This window comes from Planomonospora sp. ID91781, from assembly GCF_015711595.1.
GTDB classification, from domain to species: Bacteria; Actinomycetota; Actinomycetes; order Streptosporangiales; family Streptosporangiaceae; genus Planomonospora; species Planomonospora parontospora.
Genome location: NZ_JABTEY010000001.1, coordinates 1,400,873 through 1,417,102, shown reverse-complemented (window position 1 = coordinate 1,417,102; position 16,230 = coordinate 1,400,873). Strand labels below are relative to the sequence as shown.

At 71.7% G+C, this 16,230-nt stretch carries 12 protein-coding genes; 8 read left to right on the top strand and 4 right to left on the bottom strand.

Features of this window, described 5'->3' with window-relative positions:
* The first annotated feature begins 17 nt into the window (after positions 1-17).
* The 3 genes from HS048_RS39090 to HS048_RS06590 all read left to right on the top strand — a co-directional run bounded on the left by HS048_RS39090 (position 18) and on the right by HS048_RS06590 (position 3,223).
* On the top strand, positions 18-107 hold the full coding sequence (locus HS048_RS39090; protein ID WP_369690506.1) for a putative leader peptide: 90 nt from the start codon (positions 18-20) through the stop codon (positions 105-107).
* Between the two features lie 205 nt (positions 108-312).
* Positions 313-2,169 (top strand): 2-oxoacid:acceptor oxidoreductase subunit alpha, encoded by a 1,857-nt coding sequence (locus HS048_RS06595; protein ID WP_068896237.1) that lies wholly within the window; start codon positions 313-315, stop codon positions 2,167-2,169.
* A complete protein-coding gene (locus HS048_RS06590; protein ID WP_196466446.1) occupies positions 2,162-3,223 on the top strand; it encodes a 2-oxoacid:ferredoxin oxidoreductase subunit beta in 1,062 nt (353 codons plus the stop codon). The genes HS048_RS06595 and HS048_RS06590 overlap by 8 nt, the downstream gene beginning before the upstream one ends.
* 127 nt (positions 3,224-3,350) lie before the next feature.
* Here the strand turns inward: HS048_RS06590 and HS048_RS06585 are convergent, their stop codons facing one another.
* Positions 3,351-6,332, bottom strand: a complete 2,982-nt coding sequence (locus HS048_RS06585; protein ID WP_196466445.1) for a PKD domain-containing protein — start codon at positions 6,330-6,332, stop codon at positions 3,351-3,353.
* A gap of 274 nt (positions 6,333-6,606) precedes the next feature.
* On the bottom strand, positions 6,607-9,657 hold the full coding sequence (locus HS048_RS38730) for a PKD domain-containing protein (protein ID WP_196466444.1): 3,051 nt from the start codon (positions 9,655-9,657) through the stop codon (positions 6,607-6,609).
* A gap of 244 nt (positions 9,658-9,901) precedes the next feature.
* Between HS048_RS38730 and HS048_RS06575 the strand changes: the two genes are divergently transcribed.
* From HS048_RS06575 to HS048_RS06555, 5 genes are read left to right on the top strand one after another with little or no spacing between them, the layout of a single operon-like run.
* A complete protein-coding gene (locus HS048_RS06575; protein ID WP_230880755.1) occupies positions 9,902-11,293 on the top strand; it encodes a hypothetical protein in 1,392 nt (463 codons plus the stop codon).
* Positions 11,290-12,492, top strand: a complete 1,203-nt coding sequence (locus tag HS048_RS06570) for a hypothetical protein (RefSeq protein ID WP_196466443.1) — start codon at positions 11,290-11,292, stop codon at positions 12,490-12,492. Before HS048_RS06575 ends, HS048_RS06570 begins: the two co-directional genes overlap by 4 nt.
* A gap of 11 nt (positions 12,493-12,503) precedes the next feature.
* On the top strand, positions 12,504-13,367 hold the full coding sequence (locus HS048_RS06565) for a sulfotransferase domain-containing protein (protein ID WP_068898302.1): 864 nt from the start codon (positions 12,504-12,506) through the stop codon (positions 13,365-13,367).
* Positions 13,364-14,194: a Wzz/FepE/Etk N-terminal domain-containing protein gene (locus tag HS048_RS06560; protein ID WP_196466442.1), complete on the top strand. Its 831-nt coding sequence runs from the start codon at positions 13,364-13,366 to the stop codon at positions 14,192-14,194. The genes HS048_RS06565 and HS048_RS06560 overlap by 4 nt, the downstream gene beginning before the upstream one ends.
* Complete coding sequence (locus HS048_RS06555) at positions 14,191-15,120, top strand: glycosyltransferase family A protein (RefSeq protein ID WP_068898298.1); 930 nt, start codon at positions 14,191-14,193, stop codon at positions 15,118-15,120. The genes HS048_RS06560 and HS048_RS06555 overlap by 4 nt, the downstream gene beginning before the upstream one ends.
* Before the next feature lie 29 nt (positions 15,121-15,149).
* Here HS048_RS06555 and HS048_RS06550 read toward each other — a convergent pair whose 3' ends face one another.
* Complete coding sequence (locus HS048_RS06550; protein WP_068898297.1) at positions 15,150-15,698, bottom strand: glycosyltransferase; 549 nt, start codon at positions 15,696-15,698, stop codon at positions 15,150-15,152.
* Positions 15,695-16,129 carry a PssD/Cps14F family polysaccharide biosynthesis glycosyltransferase gene (gene pssD / locus HS048_RS06545; RefSeq protein ID WP_231647431.1) on the bottom strand — a complete coding sequence of 145 codons (435 nt, stop codon included), beginning with the start codon at positions 16,127-16,129 and terminating at the stop codon, positions 15,695-15,697. Before pssD ends, HS048_RS06550 begins: the two co-directional genes overlap by 4 nt.
* Between the last annotated feature and the right edge of the window lie 101 nt (positions 16,130-16,230).

The following is a 16,230-nucleotide window of genomic DNA, read 5'->3' as shown; positions in this document are numbered from 1 at the left end:
ACATATAGTTGGCGATCGTGACCCCTACTGTCCTCTTCGGCCGCCTGCACGTTGACCTGTGCCGGCTCGCCGCCGGGCTGTGTCGGGACGACCGTTCGCGATCGTGATCCGCGCGGCCTCCCCCCGAGCCGCGGGCGCGACGCCCGAGCCCCCCACGCTCCACCACCGCGGCACGCCGGGGACTGCGACATGCGTCACACTCCCACGCCGTGCGGAACGCGAAAGACTACGCGTGACCCCCGAGGGATCTAGCATGGAAGTAAACATGGTGGCAACAGCAACGGCGCCCTTCGCGTCGAGGAGGACTGAGCTGTGACCAAGCAGGTTCAGCAACTCGACCGCGTGATCATCCGCTTCGCCGGCGACTCCGGCGACGGCATGCAGCTGACGGGTGATCGCTTCACCGCGGGCACGGCGGAGTTCGGCAACGACCTGTCGACGCTCCCCAACTTCCCCGCCGAGATCCGCGCCCCCGCAGGGACCCTGCCCGGCGTTTCGAGCTTCCAGCTGCACTTCGCCGACCACGACATCCTCACCCCGGGTGACGCGCCGAACGTCCTGGTCGCGATGAACCCGGCGGCGCTCAAGGCCAACCTCGGCGACCTGCCGCGCGGGGCCGACATCATCGCCAACACCGACGAGTTCACCAAGCGCAACCTGCAGAAGGTGGGCTACGCCGCCAGCCCGCTGGAGGACGACTCGCTCGCCGAGTGGCGCGTCCACCCGGTGCCGCTGACCTCACTGACGGTCAAGGCCCTGGAGGGCTTCGACCTGTCGAAGAAGGACGCCGAGCGCTCCAAGAACATGTTCGCCCTGGGCCTGCTCAGCTGGCTCTACCACCGGCCGACCGAGGCGACGATCTCGTTTCTGGAGAACAAGTTCGCCAAGAAGCCCGAGATCGCCAAGGCCAACATCGCGGCCTTCCAGGCGGGCTGGAACTACGGCGAGACCACCGAGTCCTTCTCGGTCTCCTACGAGGTCAAGCCGGCCCCGCTGGCCCCCGGCGTCTACCGCAACATCTCCGGCAACCAGGCGCTCGCCTACGGCCTGATCGCCGCTTCCGTCCGGTCGGGGCTCCCGCTCTTCCTCGGGTCCTACCCGATCACGCCGGCCAGCGACATCCTGCACGAGCTCTCCCGGCACAAGCACTTCGGCATCCGCACCTTCCAGGCCGAGGACGAGATCGCGGGCGTCGGCGCGGCGCTCGGCGCGGCCTTCGGCGGCGCGCTGGGCGTCACCACGACCTCCGGTCCGGGCGTGGCGCTGAAGGCCGAGACGGTCGGCCTGGCCGTCATGACCGAGCTGCCGCTGATCGTGGTGGACGTGCAGCGCTCGGGCCCGTCGACCGGCATGCCGACCAAGACCGAGCAGACCGACCTGCTGATGGCGATGTACGGCCGCAACGGCGAGTCGCCGCTGCCGGTCGTCGCGCCGATGTCGCCGAGCGACTGCTTCGACGCGGCCGTCGAGGCCGCCCGCCTCGCGGTGAAGTACCGCACGCCGGTCATGCTGCTCTCCGACGGCTACCTCGCCAACGGCTCGGAGCCGTGGCGGGTGCCGGCCGCGGCCGACCTGCCGGACATCTCCACCGCGTTCGCCGCCGCGCCGGCCGAGGGCGAGGAGTTCCTGCCCTACCTGCGCGACCCCGAGACCCTCGCCCGGCCGTGGGCCGTCCCGGGCACCGCGGGCCTGGAGCACCGGATCGGCGGCATCGAGAAGGCCGACCGCACCGGCAACATCTCCTACGACCCCGACAACCACGACCGCATGGTCCGGATCCGGCAGGCCAAGATCGACGGGATCGCCAAGGACATCCCGCCGCTGGAGGTGGACGACCCCCACGGTCCCGACGGCGGGACCCGGGTGCTGGTGCTGGGCTGGGGCTCCACCTACGGCCCGATCGCCGCGGCCGTACGGCGCATCCGCAAGTCCGGGGGGAAGGTGGCGCAGGCGCACCTGCGGCACCTCAGCCCGCTGCCCGCCAACACCGGCGAGGTGCTGAAGTCCTACGACAAGGTGCTGCTCCCGGAGATCAACCTCGGCCAGCTCGCGATGCTGCTCCGCGCCCGCTTCCTGGTCGACATCATCAGCTACAACCGCGTGCGGGGGCTCCCGTTCAAGGCCGAGGAGCTGGCCGACGTGATCCAGGATGTGATCGACAGTGAGTGAGCTTCTGAGCGGCCCCGGCCTCAACGGCAGGGGCCTGGCGCTGGTCCCCAAGTCCGACGCCAAGCAGTCCATGAAGGAGTACAAGTCCGACCAGGAGGTCCGGTGGTGCCCGGGCTGCGGCGACTACGCCATCCTGGCCGCCGTCCAGTCCTTCGTCCCGGAGCTCGGCCTCAAGCGCGAGAACATGGTGTTCGTCTCGGGCATCGGCTGCTCCTCCCGGTTCCCGTACTACATGAACACCTACGGGTTCCACTCGATCCACGGCCGCGCGCCCGCGATCGCCACCGGTCTGGCCGCCTCCCGGCCCGACCTGAGCGTCTGGGTGATCACCGGTGACGGCGACTCGCTCTCCATCGGCGGCAACCACCTGATCCACGCGCTGCGCCGCAACGTCAACCTCAACATCCTGCTGTTCAACAACAGGATCTACGGTCTGACCAAGGGCCAGTACTCCCCCACCTCCGAGGTCGGCAAGATCACGAAGTCCACCCCGATGGGCTCGCTGGACAAGCCGTTCAACCCGATCTCGCTGGCGATCGGCGCCGAGGCCTCCTTCGTGGCCAGGACCATCGACTCCGACCGCAAGCACCTGCAGTCGGTGCTGCGCGAGGCCGCCGAGCACAAGGGCACCTCGCTGGTGGAGATCTACCAGAACTGCAACATCTTCAACGACGGCGCCTTCGACCAGCTGAAGGACCCGGAGCAGCGCGACGACATCACGCTGCGCCTGGAGCACGGGCAGCCCATCGCCAGCGCCTCCAAGGCCGTACGGCGGGCGGCCGACGGCGGCATCGAGGTCGTGCCCCGGGCAGAGGTGGCCGAGAGCGAGATCCTCGTCCACGACGCCCACCGCGCCGACCCGTCGCTGGCCTTCGCGCTCTCCCGGCTGGACGAGCCGGCCTTCGAGCACGTCCCGATCGGCGTCTTCCGCAGCGTCGACCGCCCCTCCTACGACGAGCTGATGTCCGCGCAGCTGGAGGAGGCCGTCGCGCAGCGCGGTCCCGGCGGCCTGGACGACCTGCTCCTGTCGGGGGACACCTGGCGCATCGGATAGCGCGCCGTACGGCGCGGGACCGAGGCGCCGTACACACCGGAATTGAGAGGGCCCTGCGCGGAGACTCCGCGCAGGGCCCTCTTCTCTCGTCCGGCCGCACGCCCGGCCGTGCCGGGCGTGCGGCGCGTCACCCGGCGGGTGCCAGCACCAGGCTCCACATGGTGGCCCGCACGCTCGCCGAGTCCGCCGTGGCCGTGACCCCGTCCCGGACGCCGGCCGGGACCTGCGCGCCGCCGTCGGTCAGCAGGCTGGTGATCCGGCCGCTACCGGTGCCGGCCTGGGTGGAGCGCACCGTCTGGCCCTGCGGAGCCGTCCACGCCGTGGTCGCCGAGGACTTCTCCCCCCAGTACGACACCACCCAGCCACCGCCGGCCGGCACCTGCACCTCCGGCGTGGTGTGCTCCGCCCGCGTCACCGTCTCCGACGCGCTCGCCTGCGCCGCGACCACCCCGAGATCCACACCCCGGTAGGCCGCCAGCGTCAGATCCGCCTTCGCCTGCCCCGACAGCGTCACCGAGAGCACGTCACCGCCGTCGTCGGGCGCCGCCGACTTCTTCCACACCTTCGTGACCACCCCGCCGTTGTCGCGGGTGCCCACCAGCGCCCAGCCGGTCACCCCGGCCGGATCCGGCACCGTCACGGTCGAGGAGTTGACCGTCATGAACAGCAGCAGCCCGTCACCACCGGCCACCTGCCCCGGCACCGTCACCGAGTGCACGGCCGCGTTGGCGTTGGCGGCCGCGCTCCCCACGAACTCGATCTTCGCCGACTGCGGGGCGACCGTGAACTGCTTGGTGACGCTGTGCTTGCCGCCGCGGTCGTCCGTGACGGTCAGCGTGACCGGGTAGGTGCCCGCCGCGGCGTAGGTGTGCGACGCGGTCACCCCGGTGGCGGTGGCGCCGTCACCGAACTGCCACGCGTAAGCGGTGATCGACCCGTCCTCGTCACCGGACGGGTTGGCGTCGAAGGTGCACTCCAGTTCCGCGCAGCTGGCCGCGAAGTCCGCCACCGGCGGCTGGTTGGCGCCCTGCACCGTCACGTTGGCCGTCGCCGAGGCCGTCGCGCCCCGGTCGTCGGTCACCGTCACCGTCACCGGATACGTGCCTCCGCGCGGGAAGGCGTGCGTCACGGCCGCGCCGGAGGCGCTTCCGCCCCCGCCGAACGACCACGTCGTGGAGACCAGCACCCCGTCCGGGTCGTGCGAGCCGGTGTTGCGGAAGGTGCAGACCAGTTCCTCGCACTCCGACACCAGCTCGGCGACGGGCTTGGCGTTGGGGGTCTGGGAGCCCTCGCCGGAGTAGAGGAACAGGGCGCGCTGGCGCCAGTCGCGGCCGTCGGCGCCGGTGCCGCTCAGGGTCTCCGCGGTGCCCGCCACGGGCTTGCCGCCGGCGAAGCCGATCCGCTTGAGCTGGTTGCCGAGCCGGTCGGTGAAGTAGAGCTTGTCCCCGGACAGGAACATGCCGCCGACCCGGCTGAAGTCGATGCCGGTCACGTTGCCGGACACCGTCGTGCGCATGGCTCCGACGATCTCGCTCTCCGGGTTGAACCCGCGGGAGTAGAGCGAGGACTGACCGCTGCGGGTGAAGTAGAGCCGGTTGCCGTGGAAGAACACGCCGGTCATGTTCTGCATGTCGGCGGCGAAGTCGGTCAGGCCGTTCAGGGGGACCTCGGCGGGCGCCCCGAACGTGGTGCCGTCGAAGGTCCGCCGGTAGAGCTTCCCGTCCGACCACGGGGTGTAGAGCCGCCCGCTGAGCATGAAGGCGCCCCGCGCCCCCGACCAGGCCGTCCCTCCGGCGCCGACGGACTCGTCCGCGCCGAGCGCGGTCCCGTCGTAGGAGCGGCGCTGCACCAGGTTGTTGGCGATCAGGCCGTACCCGAGCCGGTAGACGTCGGCGGGCAGGCTGCCCGCCGAGACGGGCGCCGGAGCGCTCGCCCCCGCGACGGGGAGCATGGCCAGGCGGCCGTGGTACTCCGAGTTGCCGATGCGGTCGGTGTCGCTGCCGACCCACAGCCCCTGCGCGGTCGCGGTCAGGTCGAACACGCCGACCCCGAGCGTCCGGGTCGGGTTCCAGGAGAACGGCACGCCGGTGAGCGGGTCCAGAGCCGCCAGGCCCGGCCGGGAGACCGCTCCCTGGCCCGCCTTGTCCGAGGCGTAGGGGTTGTTGGCCCAGCGGAAGTGGCCGCCGACGTAGACCGCGTGGGAGGTGACGCCGACGGCGTAGGTCGTGTCGCCGCCGGTGTAGTTGACCCAGGTGGGGTCGAGGTTGGAACCGGTCGCCGCGGTCTCCCACCGCGCCTGGGTGTCGCAGAGCTTGGGCGGGCCGCCCGCGTAGGCGCCCGTCGTCGTCACCACGAAGAACCGGCCGTCCGGCGAGTAGTCCACGTCGCGCATGTAGCTGTCGAAGGAGCTGGAGCAGACGGCCTCGTAGCGGGCGGTGTGCCAGTCCGCCGGCTCGGCGCTCTGCCCGGTCAGGTCGAGCTGGACGATCTGCCGGCGGCTCTGCCCGCCGACGGTGGCGAAGTTGCCCACCGCCACCAGGCGCGACTCGTCCGGCGTGACGTCCATCTTCAGCACGGCCGTGGTGCCGCCGTTCTGCGTCCCGGCGAAGGCGAGATCCACGAACGGGTCGCGCGCGCCGGTGTCCGGGTCGACGGTCGCCAGGGCGGCCTGCGGCGTGCCGCTCACCGTCTCGAAGGCGCCGCCGACGTACAGCCGGCCCCCCGCCAGCCGCAGGTCGTTGACCCGGGCGCTCACCGACGGGGTGAAGCCGGGCAGCGCCTGCCCGTCGGTGACGTTCAGCCGGGTGAGTCTCCGGTTGGTGGCCCCGTTGACCTGCCCGAAGGCGCCGCCGACGTAGATCGACTTACCGTCGGGAGCCGGCAGCAGCGCTTTCACCTCGCCTTCGACGTCCGGGGTGAACACGGGGTCGACGGCGCCCGTGGTGGCGTTGAAGGCGAACAGGCTCTTGCGCGGGAGAACGGTCGTGGAGTCGTCCTCCCGGATCTGGGTGAACTCGCCTCCGACATAGATCTTGCCGCCGATCTGCACGACGGCGTTGACCTTCCCGTCCAGGACGTGGGGCGTCCAGTTGACGGGGTTGTCGGACACGACGCGGTCCTGCGGGTGTTGCACAGCGGATGCTGGACCGCTCCAAAGCAGGGCGAGCGCTGTCACCAGCGCTCCGCCCAGAACGGAGACATGTCTGCGTCCCCCCATGGTGACCCCTTTCAAGGGTGGTGGAAAAGACCCCCGGGCCATCAGGCGATGGCGCATCACACGCATCAGACGCCACAGGGATAGAACGGGTTCACACGGCTTTCATTACGAAAAGGCCATGGCGGCCGGGTACGGCCGGCAGCCGCCGGCCGTACCCGGGTCGATCTCATCCGGCGGGTGCCAGTACCAGGCTCCACATGGTGGCCCGCAGGCTCGCCGCGTCCGCGGTCGCGGTCACCCCGGGACTCGTTCCGGCGGGCACCGGTCCGCCGCCGTCGGTCAGCAGGCTGGTGATCCGGCCGCTACCGGTGCCGGCCTGGGTGGAGCGCACCGTCTGGCCCTCCGGAGCCGTCCACGCCGTGGTCGCCGAGGACTTCTCCCCCCAGTACGACACCACCCAGCCACCGCCGGCCGGCACCTGCACCTCCGGCGTGGTGTGCTCCGCCCGCGTCACCGTCTCCGACGCGCTCGCCTGCGCCGCGACCACCCCGAGATCCACACCCCGGTAGGCCGCCAGCGTCAGATCCGCCTTCGCCTGCCCCGACAGCGTCACCGAGAGCACGTCACCGCCGTCGTCGGGCGCCGCCGACTTCTTCCACACCTTCGTGACCACCCCGCCGTTGTCGCGGGTGCCCACCAGCGCCCAGCCGGTCACCCCGGCCGGATCCGGCACCGTCACGGTCGAGGAGTTGACCGTCATGAACAGCAGCAGCCCGTCACCACCGGCCACCTGCCCCGGCACCGTCACCGAGTGCGTCGTCACGTTGGCGTTGGACGCCGCCGATCCGACGAACTCGACCTCGGTGGACGGCTGCACGACCGAGATGTTCTTGGTGACCGAGACGGTCACCCCGCGGTCGTCGGTCACCGAGAGCTTGACCGGGTAGGCGCCCGCGGCGGCGTAGGCGTGCGACGCGGTCACCCCGGTGGCGGTGGCGCCGTCACCGAACTCCCACGCGTACGCGGTGACCGATCCGTCGGGGTCGCTCGACGGGTTGGCGTCGAAGGTGCAGGCCAGCTGGTCGCAGGTAGCCGCGAAGTCCGCCACCGGCGGCTGGTTGGCCCCCTGCACCGTCACGTTGGCCGTCGCCGAGGCCGTCGCGCCCCGGTCGTCGGTCACCGTCACCGTCACCGGATACGTGCCGCTGCCCGGGAACGCGTGCCTCACCACGGCGCCCGACGCACCGCCGCCGCCGCCGAACGTCCAGCTCGTCGCGACCACCGTGCCGTCGGGGTCCCGCGAACCCGTGTTGCGGAAGGTGCAGGTCAGCTCCTCGCACTCCGGCACCAGCTCCGCCACCGGAGCGGCGTTCGGCGCCGCGGTCCCGGCCCCGGCGAACATGAACAGGGCGCGCTGGCGCCAGTCGGCGCCGTCCACGGCCGGGCCGCTGAGGACGGTGGCCGTGCCGGCCACCGGGGCGCCGTTCACGAAGTCGGCCCGGAGCAGGCGGCCGTCGAGGCGGTCGGTGAAGTAGAGCTTGTCCCCGGACAGGAACATGCCGCCCACCCGGCTGAAGTCGACGCCGGCCACGTTGCCGCTCGCGGTGAAGCGCTGGGCCCCGACGATCTCGCTCTCGGCCGTGAAGCCCCGGTAGTAGAGCGAGGACTGGCCGCTGCGGGTGAAGTAGAGCCGGCCGTGGGCGTAGAACACGCCGGTCATGTTCTGCATGTCGGCGGCGAAGTCGGTCAGGCCGTTCAGGGGGACCTCGGCGGGCGCCCCGAACGTGGTGCCGTCGAAGGTCCGCCGGTAGAGCTTCCCGTCCGACCACGGGGTGTAGAGCCGCCCGCTGAGCATGAAGGCGCCCCGCGCCCCCGACCAGGCCGTCCCTCCGGCGCCCACGGGCTGGACGGCGCCGAGCGCGGTCCCGTCGTAGGAGCGGCGCTGGACGGTGTCCGTGGGGGTCGCGCCCGCCCCGAGCTGGTACAGGTCCGCCGGCAGGACGCCGGCGAACGGCGGCTGCACGACCGCGCCGCCCGACAGCGGGAACATGGCCAGTCTGGCGTGGTACTCCCAGTTGCCGATGCGGTCGGTGTCGCTGCCGACCCACAGCCCCTGCGCGGTCGCGGTCAGGTCGAACACGCCGACCCCGAGCGTCCGGGTCGGGTTCCAGGTCAGCGGGACGCCGTTGACCGGGTCGAGGGCCGCGAGGCCCGGCCGGGAGACGGCCCCGGGACCGGCGGCGTCGCCCCGGAACGGGTTGTTGGCCCAGCGGAAGTGGCCGCCGACGTAGACCGCCTGCGGGGTCACGGACACCGCGTAGCTGGTGTCGCCGCCGGTGTAGTTGACCCAGGTCGGGTTGAGGTTCGAGCCCGAGGCGTAGGTCTCCCACCTCGCGTGGGTGTCGCAGAGTCTGGGCGGGCCGCCGGCGTAGGCGCCCGTCGTCGTCACCACGAAGAACCGGCCGTCCGGCGAGTAGTCCACGTCGCGCATGTAGGTGTTGAAGGAGCTGGAGCAGGCCGCCTCGTAGCGGGCGGTGTGCCAGTCCGCCGGCTCGGCGCTCTCGCCGGTCAGGTCGAGCTGGACGATCTGCCGGCGGCTCTGCCCGCCGACGGTGGCGAAGTTGCCCACCGCCACCAGGCGCGACTCGTCCGGCGTGACGTCGAGCTTGAGGATCTGCGTGGTGCCGCCGTTCTGCGTCCCGGCGAAGGCCAGGTCCACGAACGGGTCGCGCGCGCCGGTGTCGGGGTCGAGGGTCGCCAGGGCGGCCTGCGGCGTGCCGCTCACGGTCGCGAAGGCGCCCCCGACGTACAGCCGGCCCCCCGCCAGCCGCATGTCGAGCACCCGCGCGCTGAGCGACGGGGTGAAGCCCGGCAGCACCTGCCCGTTCGCCACGTCGAGCCGGGTCAGCACCCGGTTGGTGGCCCCGTTGACCTGCCCGAAGGCGCCGCCGACGTAGATCGACTCACCGTCGGGAGCCGGCAGCAGCGCCTCGACCTCACCGCTCATGTTCGGCGCGAAGGCCGCGTCCAGGCGGCCCGTCGAGGCGTTGAAGGAGAAGAGCCTGTTGCGGGTCTGCACGGTCTGGTCGTCCCACTCGCGGACCTGGGTGAAGCTGCCGCCCACGAAGATCCGGTCGCCGATCTGGACGACGGCGTTGACCCTGCCGTCCAGGGCGTGCGGCGTGAAGTTCGCCGGGTCCGCGGAGACGACGCGGTCCTGCGGGTGCTGCACGGCCAGCGCTGGACCGCTCCATACGAGAAGTAAGATTGCCGACACCGCGATCCATGCTGCGGAGGCGTGTCTACGTCCCCTCATTGCCCCTCCAGGGTAAAGAACACATAAGCCCCCGACCGTCGGCAGATTATGACATGTCCCATGCCCGTCCACAGCGCCTGAGCCATACTGCTCTCCCAGGTCAGCGGCGAGGCAGGCGGCTGGCACGAAAGCTTCGCATCGGCTTCAATATGGACACGCTCCCGTGAACGGGTTCACCGCCGCGCCTGGAAGGATCTGGTCACGCATGTCAGGCACGGCCGGGTCCTCGTCGTCCTCCGGGGCTCTCGCCGGCCTGTCGCCCCCCTCCCCGTCGGCGGTGGAGGGCCGTCAGCCGCGCAGGCCGGGGCCGGGCTGGCCGCTCAGCGTGATCTTCCTGGGCTTCCCCCTGTGGTGGGTGACCGGTTTCAGCGCGTTCATCTTCCTGATCATGAGCGTGCCGATGGTCCTGGAGCTGTGGCGCCGCGGGACCGTCAGGGTCCCGCGCGGTTTCGCGATGTGGCTGCTCTTCCTGGTGTGGATGCTGCTCGGCGCCCTCATGCTCTTCGTCGACGCGCCGTACGGGGTGCCCGGCGCCGAACCGAACCGGATCCTGGTCTTCGCCTACCGCGCCGCCTGGTACTTCTCGATCACGGTCGTCCTGCTCTACGTCGGCAACCTCACGGAGGAGGAGCTGCCGACCGAGCGGGTCGTCCGGCTGCTGAGCTTCATGTTCGTGGTGACGGTGGGCGGCGGCCTGCTCGGCGTCCTGCTGCCGCACCTCGAGTTCCCCTCCCTGCTGGAACTGGTGCTCCCCAAGTCGCTCTCGCGCAACGACCTGGTGGCCAGCCTCATCCATCCGAAGGCGGCGACCAGCACCACGTTCCTCGGGTACGAGGAGTCCCGTCCCATCGCGCCGTTCGCCTACGCCAACTCCTGGGGGGCCAACCTCGCGCTGTTCCTGCCCTTCTTCCTCCTCGCGCACAGCCGCGGCGGCCGCTGGCGCCGCCTCCTCCTGCCGGCCGTACTGCTCCTGTGCCTGTGGCCGGTGATCTACTCGCTCAACCGGGGTCTGTGGGGCGTGCTGGGGCTGGGTGCCGCGTACATGACCTTCCGCTTCGCCCGGAAGGGCAACAAGTGGGCGCTGCGGCTGGCCGTGGGCGGCGCGGTGGCCCTGCTGCTCGTGTTCGCCGGCTCCCCGCTCAAGGCGCTGTTCGAGCAGCGGCTGGACACGCCGCACAGCAACGAGAGGCGCGGCCAGCTCTACGAGGTGACCGTGGTCAGCACCCTGATCGGATCACCGGTGGTGGGCTTCGGCTCCACCCGCGACCTGCAGGGCAGTTTCGCCTCCGTGGGCGGCGGGGAACGGCCCGGCTGCAAGGGCTGCGGCGTCCCGCCCCTCGGCACCCAGGGCAGCCTCTGGTTTCTGATCTTCTCCCACGGGACGGTCGGGGCGGGGCTGTTCCTGGGGTTCATGGTCCGGCGTTTCGCCGCGCACTGGCGCGATCCCGACCGCGTCGCCATCGCGGGGTGCTGCGTGCTGCTCAGTTTCGCGGTGTTCCTGCTCATCTACGATCTACTCGACGTTCCGCTGTATACCGTCATGATCGCCCTTGCTCTGATGTGGCGACGCGAGCGAATGGAGGTGGCGGGAGGGTGAGCGAATCCGCCTGGATCGAAGCGGTCTCCAGGCTCTGGCCCGAGGCCGAGGTCAGCCGCTCGCCCCGCGGACGGCGACCGGGCCCGGCCACCGCCGGTGACGAGGTGCGGGAGTTCGTCTACCTTCCCGACGCCCGGCGGGCGCGCCTGCTCCTCCCCCTCGGCACGCCCCGCGCCGCCGGTACGGCCCTCCGCCGCTACAGCCACGACCTGGGCGTCAGGGCCCGGCTCGGGCGCGGGCTGCTCTCCGCGGCGGTCCGGACCGGGCTGCCGCAGCGGTTCCTCCCCGACCGCATGCGCGTCCGCGCGTCCCACCCCGCGGGAGAGTCGGTCGAGCACCGGTTGTCGGAGATCCTCGGGCGGCGCGTGGTGGTCAGCGTCAGCATCGGGAACGCGCGCGCCAACCGCAAGCCCGTCCTCCAGGCGATCACCCCGTCCGGCGAGTCCCTCGCGTTCGTGAAGGTGGGCGACACGGACGTGGCCCGCGAGCTGATCAGAGCCGAGGCGGCGGCGCTGGAGGAGCTCGCCGTCCTCCGGCCGCCCGGGATCCGCGTGCCGCGGATGATCCGCCATGAGAGCTGGCGCGGGCTGGAGCTGCTCGTGATGTCGGCGCTGCCCACGGGGGTGCGCCGCCTGCGGCCGTCCGGCGCGGTGCCCGTCGCCGCGATGTCCGGGCTCTCCGCCGTCGCCGCCGAGGTCCGCACGCTCGCCGGGAGCCCCTTCCTGGACCGCCTCCGGCGCGTGCCGGCGGAGATCGGCGACCCCTCCGCCGCCGCGCGGCTGGAGGCTCTGCTCGACCACTTGACGGAGCGCTACGGGGACCTGGAGCTGCGCTTCGGCGCCTGGCACGGCGACTGGACCCCGTGGAACATGGCCTGGCGGCGCGACGCGGTCAACCTGTGGGACTGGGAGCGCTTCGCCCGGGACGTGCCCGCCGGTTTCGACCTGCTGCACTACACCCTCCAGCAGTTCCGGCCCACCACCTCGTGGACGGCCGACCTGGTCTGGTCGGACGGCGTCCTGGCGGCCCTGGAGCCGTTCGGCGTCGGGGAGCGGGCGGCCCGGGCCACTCTCGCCCTCTACCTGACCGAGCTGTACGCCCGGTACGTCATCGCCGGCCAGGGGAGCATCGGCGAGCCGCTGCGGCCCCAGGCCGACGCCCTGCTCGACCTCCTCGACCGCAGCCGCCCCCGGATGTAAGGAAGGACGCCATGCTCTCACGCCAGTCCGCGCCCCCCGTCGTCAAGCAGGCCGGGCGGGCGGTGACCCGCCAGGTGGGACGGCTCACCAGCGGGATGCGCATGCTGCCCGACTTCCTGCTCGTGGGCACGCAGCGAGGCGGCACCACGTCCCTGTGGCGGGCCCTGATCGCGCACCCCTGCATCGTGCCGCCGCTGTTCCACAAGGGCGTGCACTACTTCGACGTCGCCTACCCGCGCGGGATGGGCTGGTACCGCGGGCACTTCCCGATCCGCTCGCTGGCGCACCGCCAGGCCCAGGGCGCGCCCGTCGTCACGGGCGAGTCCGCCGGCTACTACATGCACCACCCGCTGTCCGCCGGGCGGATCGCCGCCGACCTGCCCGGCGTCAAGCTCCTCGCCGTGCTGCGGGACCCGGTGGAGCGCGCCTACTCCGCGCACAGGCACGAGCTCTCGCGCGGTTTCGAGACGGAGCCGTTCGAGCGCGCGATCGAGCTGGAGGAGAGCCGCCTGGAGGGCGAGGTGGCGCGGATCCTGGCGGACCCCGCCTACGTGAGCCACAGCCACCGGCACCACTCCTACGTCGACAGGGGACGGTACGCCGACCAGGTCGACCGGTTGTTCGGGCTGTTCGGCAGGGAGCGCGTCCACATCCTGTTCGCCGAGGACTTCTTCTCCGACCCGGAGACCGAGTACGCCCGCATCCTGGACTTCCTCGGCCTGCCCCGGTGGTCCCCGGAGGCGTTCGAGCGGCACAACGCCCGGCCGCGGTCTCCGATGCCCGAATCCCTCCGCACCGAGCTCGCCGACCGGTTCGCCCCCCACGACGAGCGTCTCGCCGGACTGCTCGGGGTCACCCCACCATGGCGGAGATGAGCGGCCGGCCGGATCCGGTCCTGTCGGACTATTTCAGGTTCGCGCGCCGCAACCTCCTGGTCATCGGGGTCATGACCGTGCTGGGGCTGGCCGCCGGCGTGGTGCAGGCCCTGCTGGCACCCGACACCTACACCGCCTCGGCCCAGGTGTTCGCTCCCGCGACGCCCGTGCATCCGGGGCTCGAGCGCAAATCCGGCCAGCGGCTCCCCCGCGAGGTGACGGTGGACACCGAGACGCAGATCCTGCGCTCCAGCTCCGTGATCGGACGGGTCGCCACCGCCCTCGGCGTCAGCCCGGAGACCGCCGCGGAGCGACTGGTCGTCACCGTGCCGACGAACACCCGCGTGCTGACCGTCTCGGTGAGCGGCTCCACCCCCGACAGGGCCCTCAACGGCGTCGGCGTGGCCACGGACGCCTACCTCGTCCTGCGGGCGCAGATCGTCGCGGGCGTCCGGCAGCGGCACCTGGAGGCGCTGCAGTCGCGCATCGGCGTGCTGGAGTCCAGGCTGGCCTCGACGACGCAGGGTACGGTTGTCCGCAACACCAGGGCCCGCACCCACCGCCAGGCCCTCATCCGTCAGATCAACGAGATGGAGAGGCAGGTCTCCGCGCTGCAGAAGCAGGACACGAGCAGCGGCGAGATCGTCCGGACGGCCGTCCGCCCCCGGCGGCCCGACCGGAACAACAGCGAGGTGCCGCCGGTCTCCTACGCGGCGATCGGCCTGCTCGCCGGCATCGGCCTCGGCGTCCGCCGGGACCGGAGGGCGGGCCGCACCCGGCACGACGCGACACCACCGCAGCCCAGACCCAGGAGAACCCCGGTATGACCGACACCCCCCCGAGCGCGTTGCCGACCGTCTCCGTGGTCGTCGCCACCCGCGACCGCCCGCTGCTGCTCGCCAAGGCGATCGAGTCCATCATGGGCCAGAGCTACGAGGGCGACATCGAGTGCGTGGTCGTCTACGACCAGGTCCCGCCGGACACCTCGATGGAACGTTCTGATCCGCACCGCTCGGTGGTGGTCGTCGGCAACGACCGCTCTCCGGGGCTGGCGGGCGCGCGCAACAGCGGTGCGCTGCGGAGCCGCGGCGAGCTCCTGGCGTTCTGCGACGACGACGACGAGTGGCTGCCCGGCAAGCTCTCCGCCCAGGTCTCCCTCCTGGAGTCCCGCCGTGCGGACGTCGCGGTCTCGGGCATCTACGTGCTCTTCGACGGCAGGTCCACCGCCCGGGTCGCGGACGAGTCCTCGCTCACCGTCCTGCAGCTCGCCCGCCGCCGGGTGATGGAGGCCCACCCGTCCACGGTGCTGGTCCGCCGGGAGGCGTTCTTCGACCGGATCGGGCTGGTCGACGAGGAGATCCCCGGAAGCTACGGCGAGGACTACGACTGGATGCTCCGTGCCGCGGCGGCCGGCCCGATCGCCGCCGTGGAGGAGCCCCTGGTCCGCGTCCTGTGGGGCTCCCAGTCCTTCTTCCAGCGCGACTGGCGCATGGTCGTCGACGGGCTGGAGTATCTCGCCGGCAAGCACGAGATCCTGCGCGCGGACCCGCGCGCCTCGGCCAAGATCACCGGCCGCCAGGCGTTCGCGTTCGCCGCGCTCGGCGACCGGAGGCAGGCCCTCAGACTGGCCTGGCGGACCTTCCGCAGCAACTGGCGGCAGCCCCGCTCCTATCTGGTGCTGATGATGACGGCGGGCCTGCTCCGCCCCGACTTCATGCTCCGCACGGCCCACTCGAGGGGACGCGGGATCTGACCCCGGAGCGGGACGCCGGGGCCCGGCGTTCAGGAGGAGGGCCGGGTCCGGCCGGGCCTGGCCGCCAGCAGTTCGTCGACCAGGGTGCCGAACCGGCGGACGGTCGCGGCGATCGAGTCCGTCGCGGCCTCCGCGCGGAAGGCCCCGGGGTCGTCCAGCGCCCTGTCGATCCGGTCCCTCAGTCCGGCCTCGTCCCGGGCGAGCGCGATGAGGCCGGAGGCGGACAGGCGGGCGCAGAACCGCTCCTGGTGGTCGTCCACGTGCTCGCCCAGGCCCGGTGAGCGCGGGACGACGACGGGGAGCAGCCCGCGGCGGCGGCTCTCCGCGATGGTCGTCGGCCCTCCGTGGCAGACGATCACCGAGGCCCGCGCCATGAGGGAGGTGAGCTCGTCGTGGCCGAGGTAGGCGTGCCCCTCCGCGACGCGGGGAGCGGGCGACCTGCCGTACTGCACGACGCATCTGACGTCGCGACCCCGGGCGTCCGCCGCCCAGGCGTCCGCCCACTCGACCAGCCTGGCGAAGGGGTGGTGGTCGGTCCCCACGGAGACGAAGACGAGCCGGCTCTCCCGGTCGGTCACAGAAGCCCTCCGATGACCGTGGCCCCCGGATAGAACCGGCGCTGTTCCTCCCACTGCACGAGGAAGAGGGTCGTGAAGGGACGGCAGAGCCGGCCCGTCAGCGTCGGGCTGTCAAGCCGGTCGTACACCTCGATGTAGACAGTGGGAATACGTAGGATCTTCGCAAGAACGAAAAAAGGGAATGCGAGCGCGGCTCCGGTCGAAACGATCAGATCGGGGCGCTTCCGCCGGAGCAGTCGCCAGGCGAGGACGAAGTTCTTCAGCAGGTTCGGGACATTGCGGGTCGTGGGATGGTGTCCCCAGGTGATCCGCTCACCGCTGAGCCGCGAAGACGCATCGTCGGTCCGGAAGGTGACCCAGGTCCGGTCCCACTCGCGCCACCACGGCTCGAGCGCGTCCAACTGGGCCAGGTGGCCTCCGCTGGACGCCACCAGCAGGACACTTCTCGCTGCCGTCACCCTGGCCCGATCTACACCGTGAGATTGATGTTCGTTCAAGCAAGAGTAGAACATCAGCCATATTCCGGTAAACT